At 67.2% G+C, this 16764-nt stretch carries 13 protein-coding genes; 6 read left to right on the top strand and 7 right to left on the bottom strand.

From position 1 onward, the window contains the following. Window positions 1–66: 66 nt before the first annotated feature. Window positions 67–450: a nuclear transport factor 2 family protein gene (locus LGN19_RS18580; RefSeq protein ID WP_043187274.1), complete on the bottom strand. Its 384-nt coding sequence runs from the start codon at window positions 448–450 to the stop codon at window positions 67–69. Window positions 451–495: 45 nt separating this feature from the next. Next, window positions 496–1065 carry a lipid A 3-O-deacylase PagL gene (pagL, locus tag LGN19_RS18575; RefSeq protein WP_043187272.1) on the bottom strand — a complete coding sequence of 190 codons (570 nt, stop codon included), beginning with the start codon at window positions 1063–1065 and terminating at the stop codon, window positions 496–498. Window positions 1066–1426: 361 nt separating this feature from the next. Between pagL and rpoH the strand changes: the two genes are divergently transcribed. From rpoH to LGN19_RS18545, 6 genes are all read left to right on the top strand, one after another. After that, the gene (gene rpoH, locus LGN19_RS18570) at window positions 1427–2362 is read left to right on the top strand and encodes an RNA polymerase sigma factor RpoH (RefSeq protein ID WP_122946312.1); all 936 of its coding nucleotides are present in this window, start codon (window positions 1427–1429) and stop codon (window positions 2360–2362) included. Window positions 2363–2711: 349 nt separating this feature from the next. Further along, the gene (gene cydP / locus LGN19_RS18565) at window positions 2712–2993 is read left to right on the top strand and encodes a cytochrome oxidase putative small subunit CydP (protein WP_174921515.1); all 282 of its coding nucleotides are present in this window, start codon (window positions 2712–2714) and stop codon (window positions 2991–2993) included. Then, window positions 2983–4563 carry a cytochrome ubiquinol oxidase subunit I gene (locus LGN19_RS18560; RefSeq protein WP_226216496.1) on the top strand — a complete coding sequence of 527 codons (1581 nt, stop codon included), beginning with the start codon at window positions 2983–2985 and terminating at the stop codon, window positions 4561–4563. The genes cydP and LGN19_RS18560 overlap by 11 nt, the downstream gene beginning before the upstream one ends. A 31-nt stretch (window positions 4564–4594) precedes the next feature. Next, a complete protein-coding gene (gene cydB / locus LGN19_RS18555) occupies window positions 4595–5731 on the top strand; it encodes a cytochrome d ubiquinol oxidase subunit II (protein ID WP_226216494.1) in 1137 nt (378 codons plus the stop codon). 62 nt (window positions 5732–5793) lie between these two features. Further along, complete coding sequence (gene cydX / locus LGN19_RS18550) at window positions 5794–5907, top strand: cytochrome bd-I oxidase subunit CydX (RefSeq protein WP_043187264.1); 114 nt, start codon at window positions 5794–5796, stop codon at window positions 5905–5907. Window positions 5908–6488: 581 nt separating this feature from the next. Then, window positions 6489–8981, top strand: coding sequence for a family 20 glycosylhydrolase (locus tag LGN19_RS18545; RefSeq protein WP_226216492.1), 2493 nt, complete (start codon window positions 6489–6491; stop codon window positions 8979–8981). A 248-nt stretch (window positions 8982–9229) separates the two neighbouring features. On the opposite strand, the gene nagE is transcribed toward LGN19_RS18545, so the two are convergent. The 5 genes from nagE to LGN19_RS18520 form a co-directional block, all read right to left on the bottom strand. Next, entirely contained in the window at window positions 9230–10999 is a 1770-nt protein-coding gene (gene nagE, locus LGN19_RS18540; RefSeq protein ID WP_226216490.1) for an N-acetylglucosamine-specific PTS transporter subunit IIBC, read from the bottom strand. A gap of 87 nt (window positions 11000–11086) precedes the next feature. Then, window positions 11087–13669 (bottom strand): phosphoenolpyruvate--protein phosphotransferase, encoded by a 2583-nt coding sequence (gene ptsP, locus LGN19_RS18535; RefSeq protein WP_226216488.1) that lies wholly within the window; start codon window positions 13667–13669, stop codon window positions 11087–11089. A 15-nt stretch (window positions 13670–13684) separates the two neighbouring features. Next, entirely contained in the window at window positions 13685–14692 is a 1008-nt protein-coding gene (locus tag LGN19_RS18530; protein ID WP_226216736.1) for an SIS domain-containing protein, read from the bottom strand. Continuing rightward, window positions 14685–15788 carry an N-acetylglucosamine-6-phosphate deacetylase gene (gene nagA, locus LGN19_RS18525; protein WP_041492962.1) on the bottom strand — a complete coding sequence of 368 codons (1104 nt, stop codon included), beginning with the start codon at window positions 15786–15788 and terminating at the stop codon, window positions 14685–14687. Before nagA ends, LGN19_RS18530 begins: the two co-directional genes overlap by 8 nt. Window positions 15789–15886: 98 nt before the next feature. Then, window positions 15887–16621 carry a GntR family transcriptional regulator gene (locus LGN19_RS18520; protein ID WP_226216486.1) on the bottom strand — a complete coding sequence of 245 codons (735 nt, stop codon included), beginning with the start codon at window positions 16619–16621 and terminating at the stop codon, window positions 15887–15889. Window positions 16622–16764: the final 143 nt, after the last annotated feature.

Here is a 16764-nt window from a genome sequence, read left to right as displayed (position 1 = left end):
CGAGGCAGCAAAAAGCGGCCCAGAAGGCCGCTTCGGTCGGGACATGAAAAGGAGCGCCACACGCGCTCATGTCTCGGTCGCGCACCGCGTCGCCTGCCACGCGAACAGGCACCAGCGGCCCTGTTCGTGGGTATGGACGGAGGTATACGCAATCGGGAAGACCAGGCCGCCGTTGTTCGTTTCCATCTCGATCAACGCACGCCCGGTGACGACGCAGGTCGCATCGCCGACGGGCAGCACGTCCTGCGACTGGATTTCGATCTGGCGATAGCGGCGGCGGCCGGCGACGATGGCGTCGATGAACTGCTGCTTGGTTTCGCGTTTGCCGTTGGTGTGCACGAAGAACACCTTGTCCGACAAAAGCGTGTCGAGCGCTTCGCCGTCCCCGTCCACCATCGCCCGGAACCGGTCGCGCTCGAGCGCGCGGACCGCATCGACCACCTTCGCCATCGCCTGACTCCTCGGCAACGCGCACGCCGTGCGCGGGCGTGCGGATCAGAAGTTGTACTGCAAGTAGAACTGGTGGAAATTTATACCAGGATTCGGCTCTTTGATACCCGCGTTAGACACATGTTCAAAACGGTAGCCGACCTGATACTGTTGCCGTTGGCCGAACTGCACGCCCACCCCCGCGGTCGGCGCGAACTGGAACGCGGTCCCCATCGAGAAACTATCCGAGATCGTCGGGTGCGTCAGCAGCCGGACGCCGCCGCCGGCCTCGATGAACGGGCGGATCGCCCCGGCGCTCTTGATGAAACGGAACATCGGCGTCACGCCGAATTCACCGATGCTGCTGTGGACGTTGCCGCCCGTATGCCAGTAGCCGGCATGCCCTTCCACGACGAACGCGAAGTGCCAGCCGCCGATTTCCCACCAGTTCCAGCCCGGATCCCACACCACGCCGAGATCGGCCTTGTCGACCCCGCGGCGATCCGAAAAGCCGCCGCCCGCCTGAATCCCCCATCGATCCGCACATGCCGCACCCGATCCGCCCAGAAGGGACGCCGCCAGCATCGCGTGCAGCGCAAGCCGGCTGCGGGGCCGGCGATTCTTCTTATTGTTCATCTGACACTCCAACTTTGTGGGTTGAATGGAGCCTGCCGCTTCGGCCGGCTCGAGCGAACTGAATGGTATGGTAAAGGACTTTTCGAATCGGCATCACAAAGCGAAATGGCTTCCTTCCAAAACGACAAAAATTGAAATCGTCTACTGATTACCATCAGAAACAACGGCTTACGGAACTTCGCCTCGCTCCCTCTGTCGCAGATTAGACTATCGACTCGACTGGCTCGATAGAAAAAGTGGGAACTCCGATGCCCACGCTTGCTCTAAGGAATTAGCACTCGGATTGCGGGAGTGCTAAGATGGCCCACGGAATTTCATTCGAGACCGGGGGTTTGTCCCTGATTCCAAAGGAGTTTTTTTAGTGAGCAATGCCCTGACCCTCCCGAACACCCTGAGCCAGACGCCGGCCAAGGCCGCATCGGCAGGCTCGCTGGCGCTCGCAGCCCAATCGATGTTGCCGGGCCAGCTTGGCAACATCGACGCGTATATCCAGGCCGTCAACCGCATTCCGCTGCTGACGCCCGAAGAGGAACGCCAGTACGCAACCGAATTCCGTGAAGGCAACAATCTCGACTCGGCACGCCGCCTCGTGCTGTCGCACCTGCGGCTCGTCGTGTCGATCGCGCGCAACTATCTCGGCTACGGCCTGCCGCACGGCGACCTGATCCAGGAAGGCAACATCGGCCTGATGAAGGCCGTGAAGCGCTTCGACCCGGCCCAGAACGTGCGTCTCGTGTCGTACGCGATCCACTGGATCAAGGCCGAGATCCACGAGTACATCCTGCGCAACTGGCGCACGGTGAAGGTCGCGACGACGAAGGCGCAGCGCAAGCTGTTCTTCAACCTGCGCAGCCACAAGAAGGGCCTGCAGGCGATGACGCCCGAGGAGATCGACGGCCTCGCGAAGGAACTCAACGTCAAGCGCGAAGACGTGACCGAAATGGAAACGCGTCTGTCGGGCGGCGACATCGCGCTCGAAGGGCAGGTCGAAGACGGCGAGGAGTCGTACGCGCCGATCGCCTACCTGGCCGACTCGCACAACGAACCGACCGCCGTGCTCGCCGCGCGTCAGCGCGACACGCTGCAGACGGACGGCATCGCGCAGGCACTCGACGCGCTCGACGCGCGCAGCCGCCGCATCATCGAGGCGCGCTGGCTGCACGTCGACGACGACGGTTCGGGCGGCTCGACGCTGCACGATCTCGCCGCCGAGTTCGGTGTGTCGGCGGAACGTATCCGCCAGATCGAAGCGAGCGCGATGAAAAAGATGCGCACCGCCCTCGCCGAATACGCGTAAATCGCTGCGATTTAGAGCGCTTCATCAAAAACCGCTGCCCGACCGGCAGCGGTTTTTTTTCGCCTGCTTTATCCGCTGCTTTTCACCCGCTTCTCCACTCGATTCTTTGCCGATTAATTGACCTGATTCGTCAGGTAATAGGCCGTTTGCGGGCCCCTTCCGCATAACCTTGATCTGCCTCAAATTTCGGCCCGTGTTTCGCGACGGTCTGCCGCAGCGCAGCACTCGGCATTGGAAAGCCGTCCTTTTAAAATTGGCATGTCAGGCGCAAAAGGATTAAAACAGCTTCACGGCCGTCATAAATCCGACGTAAAGTCGCCCCAAATCAGACCTAAATCGATTCAGGATAATCGCCTTGATCTCGATCAATAAAGAGCCTGCGCCTCCGCCGCGGCCGGCCGGCACGATCGGCTGGCGCGCGCGCATCGCCGCGTGGGCACGCGGACCGACCCTCGCCCGCGACATCACCCTGGTGCTGATCGTCAAGCTGATCCTCCTGATGTCGCTCAAATACGCATTCTTCAATCATCCGCAGGCCGAGCACATGTCGTTGCCGCCTGCCGCCGTCGCCGAGAAGCTGCTCTCGGTGCCGGCGCCTGCACCCACCGAGGGAGACCACCATGATAAGTAGTGAAGTCGTCGATCTGTCACGTCTGCAGTTCGGCATCACGGCGCTCTACCACTTCCTGTTCGTGCCGCTGACGCTCGGCCTGTCCTGGCTGCTCGTCATCATGGAAGCCGTCTACGTGATGACCGGCAAACAGGTCTACAAGGACATGACCCAGTTCTGGGGCAAGCTGTTCGGGATCAACTTCGCGATGGGCGTGACGACCGGCATCACGCTCGAATTCCAGTTCGGCACGAACTGGTCGTACTACTCGCACTATGTCGGCGACATCTTCGGCGTGCCGCTCGCGGTCGAAGGCCTGATGGCGTTCTTCCTCGAATCGACGTTCGTCGGCCTGTTCTTCTTCGGCTGGAATCGCCTGTCGAGGGTCAAGCACCTGATGGTCACATTCCTCGTCGCGCTCGGCTCGAACCTGTCCGCGTTGTGGATCCTCGTCGCGAACGGCTGGATGAACAACCCGGTCGGCGCCGAGTTCAACTACCAGACGATGCGCATGGAGATGACGAGCCTGTTCGACGTGCTGTTCAACCCGGTCGCCCAGGTGAAGTTCGTGCACACGGTGTCGGCCGGCTACGTGTCGGCGGCGATGTTCGTGCTCGGCGTGTCGTCGTGGTACCTGCTGAAGAAGCGCGACGTCGATTTCGCGCTGCGCTCGTTCGCGGTCGCGGCCGGCTTCGGCCTCGCGGCGACGCTCTGCGTGATCGTGCTCGGCGACGAATCGGGCTATACGACCGGCGAAGTGCAGAAGATGAAGCTCGCCGCGATCGAATCCGAATGGGAAACGCAGCCGGCCCCCGCATCGTTCACGCTGATCGGCATTCCGAACCAGGAAGAACAGCGCACCGACTACGCGATCAAGATCCCGTATGCGCTCGGCCTGATCGCGACGCGCTCGATCGACGAACCGGTGATCGGCCTGCGCGACCTCGCGAAGCACAGCGAGGAGCACATCCAGAGCGGGATGATCGCGTACGGCGCGCTGCAGAAGATCAAGCAGGGTGACACGAGCGACGCGACCCGCGCGCTGTTCGACCAGCACAAGCAGTATCTCGGCTACGGGCTGATGCTCAAGCAGTTCACGCCGAACGTGGTCGATGCAACGCCCGAGCAGATCAAGGCCGCCGCGAAGAAGACGATCCCGCCGGTCGCGCCCGTGTTCTTCTCGTTCCGGATCATGGTGGCCCTCGGCTTCCTGTTCGTCGCGACGTTCATTGCCGCGTTCTGGTTCTGCGCGCGCCGCGAACTGCTGCAGGACAACCGCCGCTGGTTCCTCCGCTATGCGGTGTGGGCGATCCCGCTGCCGTGGATCGCGATCGAATTCGGCTGGATCGTCGCCGAGCTCGGCCGCCAGCCGTGGACGATCGCCGGCGTGCTGCCGACGCACCTGTCCGCATCGAGCCTGCAGCCGAGCGACCTGTACCTGAGTCTCGCGGGCTTCATCCTGTTCTACACCGCGCTGTTCGTCATCGAGATCAAGCTGATGTTCAAGTACGCGCGCCTCGGCCCGTCGTCGCTGCATACCGGCCGCTATCACCACGAAATCGCGGCCGCCAGCGAGCGCGCCCCGGCGTGAGCACGCACCTGAAACGGAACAAGGAATCGCTATGGACTATGCAACTCTCAAGCTGATCTGGTGGCTGCTCGTCGGCGTGCTGCTGATCGGCTTCGCCGTCACCGACGGCTTCGACATGGGCGCGACCGCGCTGCTGCCGTTCCTCGGCAAGACCGACGAGGAGCGCCGCATCATCGTCAACACCGTCGGTGCGACGTGGGAAGGCAACCAGGTGTGGCTGATCACGGCCGGCGGCGCGATGTTCGCGGCCTGGCCGCTCGTCTACGCGGCGTCGTTCTCCGGCTTCTACTTCGCGATGCTGCTCGTGCTGTTCGCGCTGTTCTTCCGGCCGGTGGGCTTCGACTACCGCAGCAAGCGGCCTGACCCGCGCTGGCGCGCGGGCTGGGACTGGGGCCTGTTCATCGGCGGCTTCGTGCCCGCGCTCGTGTTCGGCGTCGCGTTCGGCAACCTGCTGCAAGGCGTGCCGTTCAAGTTCGACAGCGACCTGCGCGTGACCTACTACGGCAGCTTCTGGGCGCTGCTGAACCCGTTCGCGCTGCTGTGCGGGCTCGTCAGCCTCACGATGCTCGTCGCGCACGGTGCGGCCTTCATCAAGATGAAGACAGAAGGCGTGATCGCACGCCGCGCATCGGTCGCGCTGCGCGTGGCGTCGTTCCTCGCGGTCGTGCTGTTCGTGCTGGCCGGCGTGCTGATCGCATCCACCATCGGCGGCTTCCACATCACGCACGCCGCGCCGACCGATAGCGTCGCGAACCCGCTGCTCAAGGACGTCGCCGCGGGCTCGGGCCTGTGGCTCGCGAACTACGGCGAATTCCCGTGGATGATCGCAGCACCCGTCGTCGCGATCGCGGGCGGCCTGCTCGCGCTGCTGCTCGCCGGTTCGAAGCAGGAGAAGACGGCGTTCTTCTGCACGGGCCTGATGATCACGGGCGTGATCCTGACCGCCGGCTTCTCGATGTTCCCGTTCATCATGCCGTCGTCGCTCGACCCGCGCAGCAGCCTGACCGTGTGGGACTCGACGTCGAGCCACATGACGCTGCAGGTGATGCTGTTCGCGGTGATCGTGTTCCTGCCGCTCATCCTGCTCTACACGAGCTGGGTGTATCGCGTGATGCGCGGCAAGGTCACGCGCGAAGTGCTCGAAGAGAACAAGCATTCGATGTATTGATGCTTTGAACCGGGACGGGGCGCGCACGCGCCCTCGCCCACCGTTTCGCAAGGAGTCGGATCATGTGGTATTTCAGCTGGATTCTCGGTATCGGCGTCGCGCTGTCGTTCGGCATCGTCAACGCGATGTGGCTCGAAGCGCGGCAGAAGACGCAGGAAGCGCGCGTCCGCGACTGACGTGTACGGCCGGTCACGCGGCCGCCATCCGGAAGGAACCTCGCCTCGCGCGAGGTTTTTTTTCGCCCCGGCCGGCCAGACAGGCCCAGCGCATCGATGCCAATTTAGCGCCAGATTGATACCACTTGAATACCAATAAAAGGTTTCATAAGATCTTTGGACACGGCCGCTGACAGGCCGAATCCATCTGGGTGGGGGAGACATGCGAATCCCGTATGTGGCGCGCGCTTGCGCGCTGTCTCGCCGTCGGCGTGCGGCGTCCGGTTGCGCTTCGTCGGCGAGCGTCGCCATCATCGTCCGCATAGGCCGGACGCGCGCCTGTGCCACCGGTCGCGCCGCCACGGCATCCGCAGCAGCCGCTGCCGCGCGCCGCCGATGAAGACGCGCACCCGCCCGCGCCGATCCGACCGGCACGCCTGCCCGCCACCCGTTCCGTAACCGCACGCCCACGCGTGTCGACTGCGCGCGGGGCAGCTGCATCGCCCGCGCACCCCGTTGTCCCCGCAGCTCCGTTGAAAGACCCGCCCGCAACGACGTCATCCCGTGACGCCGCTACGCCCCCTTTTTTCTCAGGAGTCCGCATGAACCGAACCTTGCCCACCCTGTTTGCCGGCCTGCTGATCGCGGCACTGTCGCCGGTCGCGCTCGGCGCGCTCGGCGCGCTGCCAGCGTCGAGCGCGGCGGTCGCGACGGCCGGCGCCGTCCGTCCACCCGTGCCGCCGGCCGATCTCGCGGCGCGGCTGTCGAACGGCCTCGCGTTGCGCGTCGCCGTCGACAACAATCACGCGGCCGCAGCCGGCGTGCCATGCGCCGATCTGGGTGCCGACGGCGCGGCCTGCGCGACGGGCCGCCTGATCCTGCAGAACCGCGGCCACCAGACGATCGCCGACGGCGGCTGGAAGCTCTACCTGCACAGCATCCGCCGCCTGCTGCGGATCGACCGTCCGGGCTTCGCGCTGCGGCGGCTCACCGGCGACCTGTACGAACTGACGCCGCAACCGGGCTCGGTGCGGCTTGCCCCCGGCGAGCGCCTCGAGCTGCCGTTCGTCGCCGAATACTGGCTGCTGCGCTACAGCGACGTGATCCCGCGCCCGTACGTGGTCGTCGATGGCGCGCCGCCTGCCGTGCTCCGCTACAACGACACCGACGACGAGCTGCGCTACGTCGAATCGCTGCCGGCCGACGCGCAGAACAACTCGACCGGCAACGCGCCGCCCGTGGCCGCGCGGCCCGACGGGAGCCGCGCGCTACCGAGCGTGAAGCGCGAGCAGCCGCTGCCCGGCACGCTCGACCTGCGCGGCGTCGAGCTCGCGCTGCCCGACCTGCCGGACGCGCAAGTCGCGGCGCTGCGCGAACGCGCGACGACACTCGGGCTCGACGGCGCACGCGTGCCGGTACGCGGCACCGTCGCGCCGCGCCGGCTGCCGGCCGATATCGCAACGCCGGGCGGCTACCGGCTCGCGATCGGGCCGCGCGGCGTGCTGATCGAAGGCTACGATCGCGCCGGCCTCTACTACGGCGTGCAGACGCTCTACTCGCTCGCACCCGCCGGCGGCGGCCCGATCCCGGCGATGCTCGTCGAGGACGCGCCGCGCTTCACGCATCGCGGGATGCACGTCGATCTCGCACGCAACTTCAAGCACCCGGCCACGTTGCGCCGCCTGATCGACCAGATGAGCGCGTACAAGCTCAATCGCCTGCACCTGCACCTGTCCGACGACGAGGGCTGGCGCATCGAGATTCCCGGCCTGCCCGAGCTGACCGAGATCGGGGGACGCCGCTGCCATGACCCGAGCGAAACGCGCTGCCTGCTGCCGCAGCTCGGCTCCGGCCCGGACAACCGCTCGGGCGGCGGCTACCTGACCCGCGACGACTACGTGGCGCTGGTGCGCTACGCGGCCGCGCATTTCGTCGAGATCATCCCCGAGATCGACATGCCCGCGCATGCGCGCGCGGCCGTCGTGACGATGGAGGCACGTTACCGGCGGCTGCATGCGGCCGGCCGCGAGCAGGAAGCGAACGCGTACCGGCTGCTCGATCCGCAGGACACGTCGAACCTGACGACGGTGCAGTTCTACGACCGGCGCAGCGACCTGAACCCGTGCGTACCGGGCGCGCTCAATTTCGCGTCGAAGGTGATCCGCGAAATCGCCGCGATGCATGCGGACGCGCAAGCGCCGCTGCACATCTGGCACTACGGCGGCGACGAAGCGAAGAACATCTTCCTCGGCGGAGGCTTCCAGCCGCTGAACGGCACCGACCCGAACAAGGGGCGTATCGATCTCGCCGCGCAGGACAAGCCATGGGCGCGTTCGCCCGCGTGCGCGGCATTGCTCCAGCGCGGCGAAATCAAGTCGACCGACGAGTTGCCGACGCGCTTCGCACAACAGGTGAGCGCGGCGGTCAGCGCGAACGGGATCGACACGATGGCCGCGTGGCAGGACGGCATCAAGCATGCGAACGGGCCGCAGGACTTCAGCACGCGCCACGTGATGGTGTCGCTGTGGGACACGATCTTCTGGGGCGCATCGGACAGCGCGCGCGACCTGAGCGGCAAGGGCTACCTGACGGTGCTCGCGCTGCCCGACTACCTGTACTTCGACTTCCCGTACACGCTGAACCCGCGCGAGCGCGGCTACTACTGGGGCTCGCACGCGACGGACGAATACAAGGTGTTCTCGCTCGCGCCCGAGAACCTGCCGCAGAACGCCGAAGTGATGGGCGACCGCGACGGCAACGCGTTCGAGGTGACGGGCACGGGCCCCGCGCCGCGCATCGAAGGCATGCAGGGGCAGGCATGGGGCGAGGTGATGCGCAACGACACCTTCCTCGAATACATGGCCTATCCGCGGCTGCTCGCGCTGGCCGAGCGCGCATGGCACCGGGCCGACTGGGAGCTGCCGTATGCGGCCGGCGTGCGCTTCAAGCGCGGCGACACGCATCACGTCGACATGGCCGCACTGCAGCGCGACTGGGCCGGTTTCGCGACGCTGCTCACGCAACGCGAATTGCCGAAGCTCGACCGGGCCGGCGTCGGCTACCGGAAGCCCACCTTTACGCTGACGAATCCGTGATCGGCCAAGCAGTCGAGCGGTGGCGCGATGCGGGCGAACGCGTCGCGCTACCGCGCATCGGTTACCGGAAGCCTACCTTTTTGCTGACGGAACCGTGAACGACCAGGCGGTCGAGAGGTAGCGCGATGCGGACGAACACGTCGCATCACCGCACCACCAAAGAAAAACGGCTTGCGACGCATCGCAAGCCGTTTTCGTTTTGCCGGCCGGCCCGAACCCGCGTCGCGGATCAGGCCGGCTTCATCGCATCAGGCCGGTTGCACGGCCGCCCCGCTGCCCGACGGCGGCAGGCGTGCGCCGAGCTGTTCGGCATAACGTGCGGCCGCATTGCCGCAGACGATGTGGAACGTGTCGACCGACACCCATGCGACATCGAGCGTACCGAGACGATCGCGATCGACCGCCGACGGATCGCGCACGACCACACGCAGGCGCGTGGTCGCGATCGCGTCGAGCGACACGACGTTGGTCGCGCCGCCGAATACCGCGAGCCAGCGCGTCGGCTCCGGATCGAGCGGGCCGGCGGCCGCGCCCGTGACGGGCTGCGCGGCGGCTGCGGTCGCCGTCGATGCCGCGCCTGCCGCGCCGCTGCCGATGGCGGTACGCATCTCGTCGGCAATGATGTCGGCCTCGGGCCCGATGATCACCTGCACGCTGTTGCCGCCGCGCTTGAGCACGCCACGCGCGCCGATCGACTTCAGCTCCGGCTCCGAGATCCGCTCCGGATCGACGACGGTCAGGCGCAGGCGCGTCGTGCACGCGTCGACGACCGACAGGTTGCCGGCCCCGCCGAGCGCGGCGATGTAGCGCTGCGCGCGCGGCGCAGCGGCAACCGCCGCGGCGCCCGCAGCCGGTGCGACGAAGCCGCCCGATGCGTACGATTCCGCGGCCGCATCGGCCGATGCCGGTTCACGGCCCGGCGTGGCCATGTTGAACTTGCGGATGAAGAAGCGGAACAGCCCGTAGTACGCGGCACCGTACGCGATGCCGAGCGGGATCGCGATCCAGCCCTTCGTCGACAGCCCGTAGTTCAGCACGTAGTCGATCGCGCCGGCCGAGAACGTGAAGCCGAGCTTCACGTCGAGGATCTGGCAGATCGCGAGCGACAGCCCCGTCAGCACCGCATGGATCACGTACAGCACCGGTGCAAGGAACATGAAGCTGAATTCGATCGGCTCGGTCACGCCGGTCAGGAACGACGTCAGCGCCATCGACAGCAGCAGCCCGCCAACCATCGCGCGGCGCTCCTTCGGCGCTTCGTGCAGCATCGCGAGACACGCTGCCGGCAGGCCGAACATCATGATCGGGAAGAAGCCGGCCATGAAGGTGCCCGCGGTCGGGTCGCCCGCGAAGAAGCGGTGCAGGTCGCCGTGCACGATCTCGCCGCCGGACGGCGGCGTGAAGTTGCCGAACACGAACCACGCGAGCGAGTTGAGGATGTGGTGCAGGCCCGTGACGAGCAGCAGGCGGTTCAGGAAGCCGAACACGAACGCACCGATCGCGCCCGCCGTCGTCAGCCACTGGCCGGCCGCGTCGATCGCATGCTGGACTGGCTGCCAGACGTACCCGAACGCGATGCCGAGTATCACGCAGACCAGGCCGGTGATGATCGGCACGAACCGTTTGCCGCCGAAGAACGCGAGGTAGTCCGGCAGCTTGATGTCTTTATAGCGGTTGTACAGCAGGCCCGCGACCACACCCGCGATGATCCCGGACAGCACGCCCATGTTCAGCTTGGGATCGATGTCCTTCATGATCGCGGTTTCGATCAGGTAGCCGATCGCGCCCGCGAGCGCCGCCACGCCGTTGTTGTCCTTCGCGAAGCCGACCGCCACGCCGATCGCGAACAGCAGCGGCAGGTTGTCGAAGATCGCACCGCCGGCGTCGGCGATCATCTTGATGTTGAACACGTCCGGCTGGCCGAGTCGCAGCAGGATGCCGGCAACCGGCAATACCGCGATCGGCAGCATCAGCGCCCGGCCCAGGCCCTGTATTTTCAGAAACGGATTCCCGTTCATTCAGTCCTCCAATCCTTGTCTCGTCATTAATCGTCGTTGACCTAATTGCTTTCGTCGTGAAACCGGTCGCGAACCTGCCGTCGACGCTCAGTCGAGCGGCCAGACCTCGCGGCTTGCTGCCCTTACCGCCTGTGCCGAATCGAGCGCGAGCAGATCCTGCGCGCGCTGACGGCACAACTGGTAATCGAGACGGCGCACACGCGCCTTGATGCCCGGCACCGATACGGGGTCGACCGACAGTTCGGTCACGCCGAGGCCCACCAGGATCGGCACCGCGAGCGGATCGCCGCCGAGCGCACCGCACACGCCGACCCACTTGCCGTGCCTTTCCGCACCGCGCACCGCGATGTCGATCAGGCGCAGCACGGCCGGATGCAGGCCGTCGGATTGCGCGGCCAGATCGGCCTGGCAGCGGTCCATCGCGAGCGTGTACTGCGTCAGGTCGTTGGTGCCGATCGACAGGAAATCCGCGTGCTGCGCGAGCTGGTCGGCCAGCAACGCGGCCGACGGCACCTCGATCATCACGCCGACCTCGATCGGCTCGGTCCGGCCCTGTGCGCGCGCGAATTCGTCGATACGCTTTTTCAGGCGCACGAGCTCGCCCACGTCGGTCACCATCGGCAGCAGGATGCGCACCGCGCCGAACGGCTTCACCGCGAGCAGGCCCTGCAACTGATCGTCGAGCAGATCGGGGCGCACCTGCGCGAGACGGATGCCGCGCAGGCCAAGTGCCGGGTTCGGTTCGGGCGGCAGCGTCAGGTAATCGACTTCCTTGTCGGCGCCGACGTCGAGCGTGCGGATAATCGCAGTGCGGCCCTGCAGCGCGTCGACGATCGACTGGTAGCTCTGCTGGTGCTCGACGACCGTCGGCGCGGCCTGGCGATGGATGAACATCAATTCGGTGCGCAGCAGGCCGACCGCGTCGGCACCGTTGTCGACCGCGGTGTTCGCATCGTCGAGCGTCGCGATGTTCGCGGCGACCTCGATCGCGCGACCGTCGACCGTCGCGGCGGCTTCTCCCGCCAGTTGCCGGTTCGCCTCGCGCACGCCGTCCAGGCGTTGGCGTTCGTGCCGCGCGCGCTCGACATCGAGCGCGGTCGGTGCGTGTTCGAGCCGGCCCGCGCTCGCATCGACGACGACCTGCGTGCCGTCCGGAATCGCATACAGCGCATCGCCAACCGCGACCAGCGCCGGAATGCCGAACTGCCGCGCGATGATCGCCGCGTGCGACGTCGCGCCGCCGCGCGCCATCACGAGCGCGGTCACGCGCTGGCGATCGAGCGACGACAGATCGGACGGCGTGAATTCCTCGGCCGCGAGCACCGCTTCGTCCGGCAGCGCACGCGTGGCGCCGTTCGTATGACCGAGCGCGCGCAGTACGCGCTTCTCGATGTCGCGCAGGTCGGCCGCGCGTTCGGCGAGCAGCGCATCGTCGAGCTTCGACAGTGTGTCGATCTGCGTGCGGATCGTCGCGCGCCAGGCGAAGCCCGCGCTCTTGCCGAGGCTGATCAGGTCGCGCGCCGCGTCGATCAGCGTCGGGTCTTCCAGCAGCACGCGGTGCACCGCGAAGATGCCCGCTTCGCCGACCGCGCCGCGTGCCGATGCGTTGCGTACCGTTTCGTCGAGTTCGACGTCGACCACCTTCAGCGCCTGGTCGAGCTGGCGGCTTTCCGCAGCCGGCGTGCCGGCGGCCTGCTCGGGCGGCACGATTTCCGCATCGTCGAGACGCACCAGTGTGCCGACCGCGATGCCGGGCGCCGCGCACACGCCTGCGAGCGTGTTCGGGTCGATGGAGGCACCGACGTTGCGCGCGACCGTCTGCGGCGCGGGCGACCTCAGCCGCGCCGGTTTTTCCTCGACTTCGCCATGCGCTTCGCGCAGCAGCTCGTGCTCGACCGCATCGACGGCCTGCTGCGCATGCGCGCCACGGCCGACCAGTTCGACCGTCGCGCCTTCGCCGGCACCGAGGCCGAGCAGGCCGACGACGCTCGCGATCGACGCCTTGCGGCCGTCGAACAGCACGTCGACGGTCGCGTCGAACCCGCGCACGGCTTCGCGTGCACGCGCGGCCGGCCGCGCATGCAGGCCGCCCGGCTGCGCCAGCACGATTTCACGGCGCACTTCGTTCTGCGCCGCAGCGCCGGCTTGTGCCGCCTGCACGGCCGCTTCGCCCTTGCCGCGCAGCGCGAGCAGCGGCGTCTTGCCGGCCGTCGCGAAGCCGCTGGCACGATCGACGACCTCGAACGCATCCGAGTTCGCGATCGCGATCACCGATACGAGCGAATGCGCGCTGCGCGCCACCGCATCCTGGTCGAACTCGATCAGCAGCGTGCCCGCCTCGACACGCGCGCCGGACTCGACGTGCGCAGTGAAGCCCTGCCCGTTCAGCTCGACGGTGTCGATGCCGATGTGCAGCAGCACTTCCGCGCCTTGCGGCGTCGTGATCGTCACCGCGTGGCCCGTGCGCGCGAGGTGCGACACGACGCCCGCGCACGGCGCGACGAGCTGGCCCGCGAGCGGGTCGATGCCGATGCCGTCGCCGAACATCCCGCCGGAGAACACCGGATCGGGCACGTCGGCCAGCGGAACGATCGGCCCCGTCAGCGGGGCAAGCAGGACGATCTGATCGTGGGTGGGGCTCTTCAACTGGGACTCCTCGGCGCGTCTCATCGGCTGTCTCGGCTATCAGTGCGTTTCGGTGACTTTGTTCAGGTGGCGCGGCGTATCGGGATTGCGGCCGCGCGCGACGGCGAGATCCGCCGCCATCACGTAGAACGAAAGAATGGCGGCGATCGGGTCGAGCGCCGAATGGGCGGACTGCGCGAGCGGCAGCGTCGCGCCGGGCGTGCCGGCGGGCGCCGCGAGCAGCACGGCGGCGCCACGTGCCCGCATGTCTGCGGCGAGCTGCAGCAGGCCGGCCTGCTCGGGCCCCGGCGGGGCGAACACGAGCAGCGGATAGTCGCGGTCGATCAGCTCCATCGGGCCGTGACGGACTTCGGCGCTCGAGAACGCCTCGGCCTGGATGCCGGACGTTTCCTTCAGCTTCAGCGCGGCTTCCTGCGCGATCGCGAGGCCCAGCCCGCGGCCGATCACGATCATCCGCTCGACACCCGCCAGCGCGGCTACGGCCTGCGACCAGTCGAGCTGGCCGGCTTGCGCGAGTACGTCGGGCAGGCCGCGCAGCGCGGTCGTCAGCTCGGCGTCGCGCTGCCAGTACGCGACGATCTGCGCGGACAGCGACAGCATCGCGATATAGCTCTTCGTCGCGGCCACCGACAGTTCGGGGCCGGCGAGCTGCGGCAACTGGTGCTCGCATGCGTCGGCGAGCGGCGACGGCAGCACGTTCACGGCGGCGACGGTGCGCGCGCCGGCTTCGCGCAGCGCGGCCATCGTGTTGACGAGATCGGGGCTCTTGCCCGACTGGGAGAACGCGATCGCGAGCTGGTCCTGCACCTTCAGCGGTGCCTGCTGCAGCGTGGCGACCGACATCGGCAGCGACGCGACCGGCACGCCGAGGCGGCTCATCGTCAGGCTCGCGAAATAGCTCGCGGCGTGATCCGAGCTGCCGCGCGCGACCGTCAGCGCGACGGCCGGCGGGTGATCGAGCAATTGGCCGGCGAGCGCTTCGACGCGCGTGGTGTCGGCGATCTGCGCGGCGACGACCTGGGCGGACTCGCGCGCTTCCTTAAGCATATTCGACAATCGATTCTCCTTCGACGTAGGTCGCGGTGAGGTTCAGGTCGCGATCGAACACCGCGAGGTCGGCCCATGCGCCGCGCTCGAGGCGGCCGCGATCGGTGACGCCGAGGTAGTCGGCCGCATAGCGCGACATCCGGTTCGACACGTCGGCGATCGGCAGGCCGAGCGACACGAGGTTGCGCAGCGCCTGGTCCATCGTCAGCGTGCTGCCGGCGAGCGTGCCGTCGGCGAGGCGCACGCCGCCGAGGCACTTCGTCACGTGCTGGCTGCCGAGCCGGTATTCGCCGTCGGGCATGCCGGTGGCGGACGTGCTGTCGGTCACGACGTACAGGCGCGGGATCGCACGCAGCGCAGCACGAATCGCGCCCGGGTGCACGTGCAGCAGGTCGGGAATGATTTCCGCGTATTCGGCGTGCGCAAGCGCCGCGCCCACCAGGCCCGGGTTGCGGTGATGCAGCGGCGACATCGCGTTGAACAGGTGCGTGAATCCGCACGCGCCGTGCTTGAGCGCGGCCACCGCGTCGTCGTAGGTCGCGAGCGAATGGCCGAGCTGCACGCGCACGCCGCGCGCGGCCATCTCGCCGATGATCTCGATGTGGCCGGCGATTTCCGGCGCGAGCGTGACGACCCGGATCGGCGCGATCGACAGGTACTTCAGCACTTCGTCGAGCACGGCCGACACGGCCGCGTCGGGCTGCGCGCCGAGCTTGCCGGGGTTGATGTACGGGCCTTCGAGGTGCACGCCGAGCACGCGCGCGCCGCCCGGCGTGCGGGTGCGCGCGACGCTGCCGAGGTTGCCGACGACTTTCATCAGTTCGTCGCGCGGCGCGGTCATCGTCGTCGCGAGCAGGCTCGTCGTGCCGAATTGCGCGTGCGTGCGGGCGATCGTCTCGATCGCGTCGCCACCTTCCATCACGTCGGCACCGCCGCCGCCATGCACGTGCAGGTCGATGAAACCGGGCAGGATGTAAGGCGCGTCGTTCTTCGCGGGATCGACGGGCTTGCCGTCGAGGGTCGTAATGCGGCCGTTCTCGCTATCGAGCGAACCGTGAATCCAGCCGTCGGGGGTAAGGATGTTTCCAGTCAGCATGACGTTCTCTTGATGATCTGGTGACGCAGGCATCCGCGTCGTGATTTGCAAATTCGTGTCGTTACTTCACGCTTGCCGCGCGCGGGCAGTCTCGCGCGTCAGCGTTTCAGTTCGGCGACGAAGTCGTAGTAGTCGTCGCGGCAATACGTTTCACTCACTTCGATCGCGCGCTGGTCGGCGCCGTAGCCGATCCGCGTGATCACCAGCAGCGCCGAGCCCGGCTTCACCGCCATCCATTTCGCGATCGCGTGCGTCGCGTTCGCCGCGCGAAAGTGCTGCAGCGCGCGCACGACGGTCATCCCGCGCGCTTCGAGGTATTCGTACAGCGACGCGCCGAGCACCTGCGGATCGGGCACCACCGCGGCCGGCAGCGTCGAGTGCTCGACGGCCATCACGATGCCGTCCGCGCGGCGCAGCCGTTCGAGCCGCGCCACCGTCGCGCCGGGCGCGAGGCCGAGACGCGTGATCTCGTCGCGGTTGGCGGCGCGCAGCGTGCGCGACAGCCACACCGAATCGGGCACGAAGCCACGCTGCCGCATCTTCTCGGTGAAGCCGACGAGACGCGACAGCGGATCGGCAACGCGCGGCGTGATGAAGCTGCCCGCCCCGCGCGCCCGCTTGATCAGCCCCTGCTCGACCAGCAGTGCGAGTGCGCGACGGGCCGTGATCCGCGACACGCCGACCGACATCGACAGCAGCCGCTCCGACGGCAGCGCCTCACCGGCCCGCCACGCGCCGGCGTGAATCGCGCTCGCCAGGTTGCGGGCGAGCTGCAGATAAAGCGGCGTGTCGCTGAGGGGATCGGGCGCCAGTTCGGACCAGCCGGTTTCCATGTGCCTCCGGGTGTCGGACGACGACCGCAGGCCGTCGAAAGTGAGGGCATTATATAACCACCATAATACCAGTCAACGAACTGGTATTAGCGGTGCCGAAATCGCTGGAAGCCTTGTCCGGCAAGCGTTTTAGCACCCATAAA

This window comes from Burkholderia sp. AU30198 (assembly GCF_020419825.1).
Lineage (GTDB): Bacteria > Pseudomonadota > Gammaproteobacteria > Burkholderiales > Burkholderiaceae > Burkholderia.
This window is presented reverse-complemented; position numbering and strand designations above follow the sequence as displayed.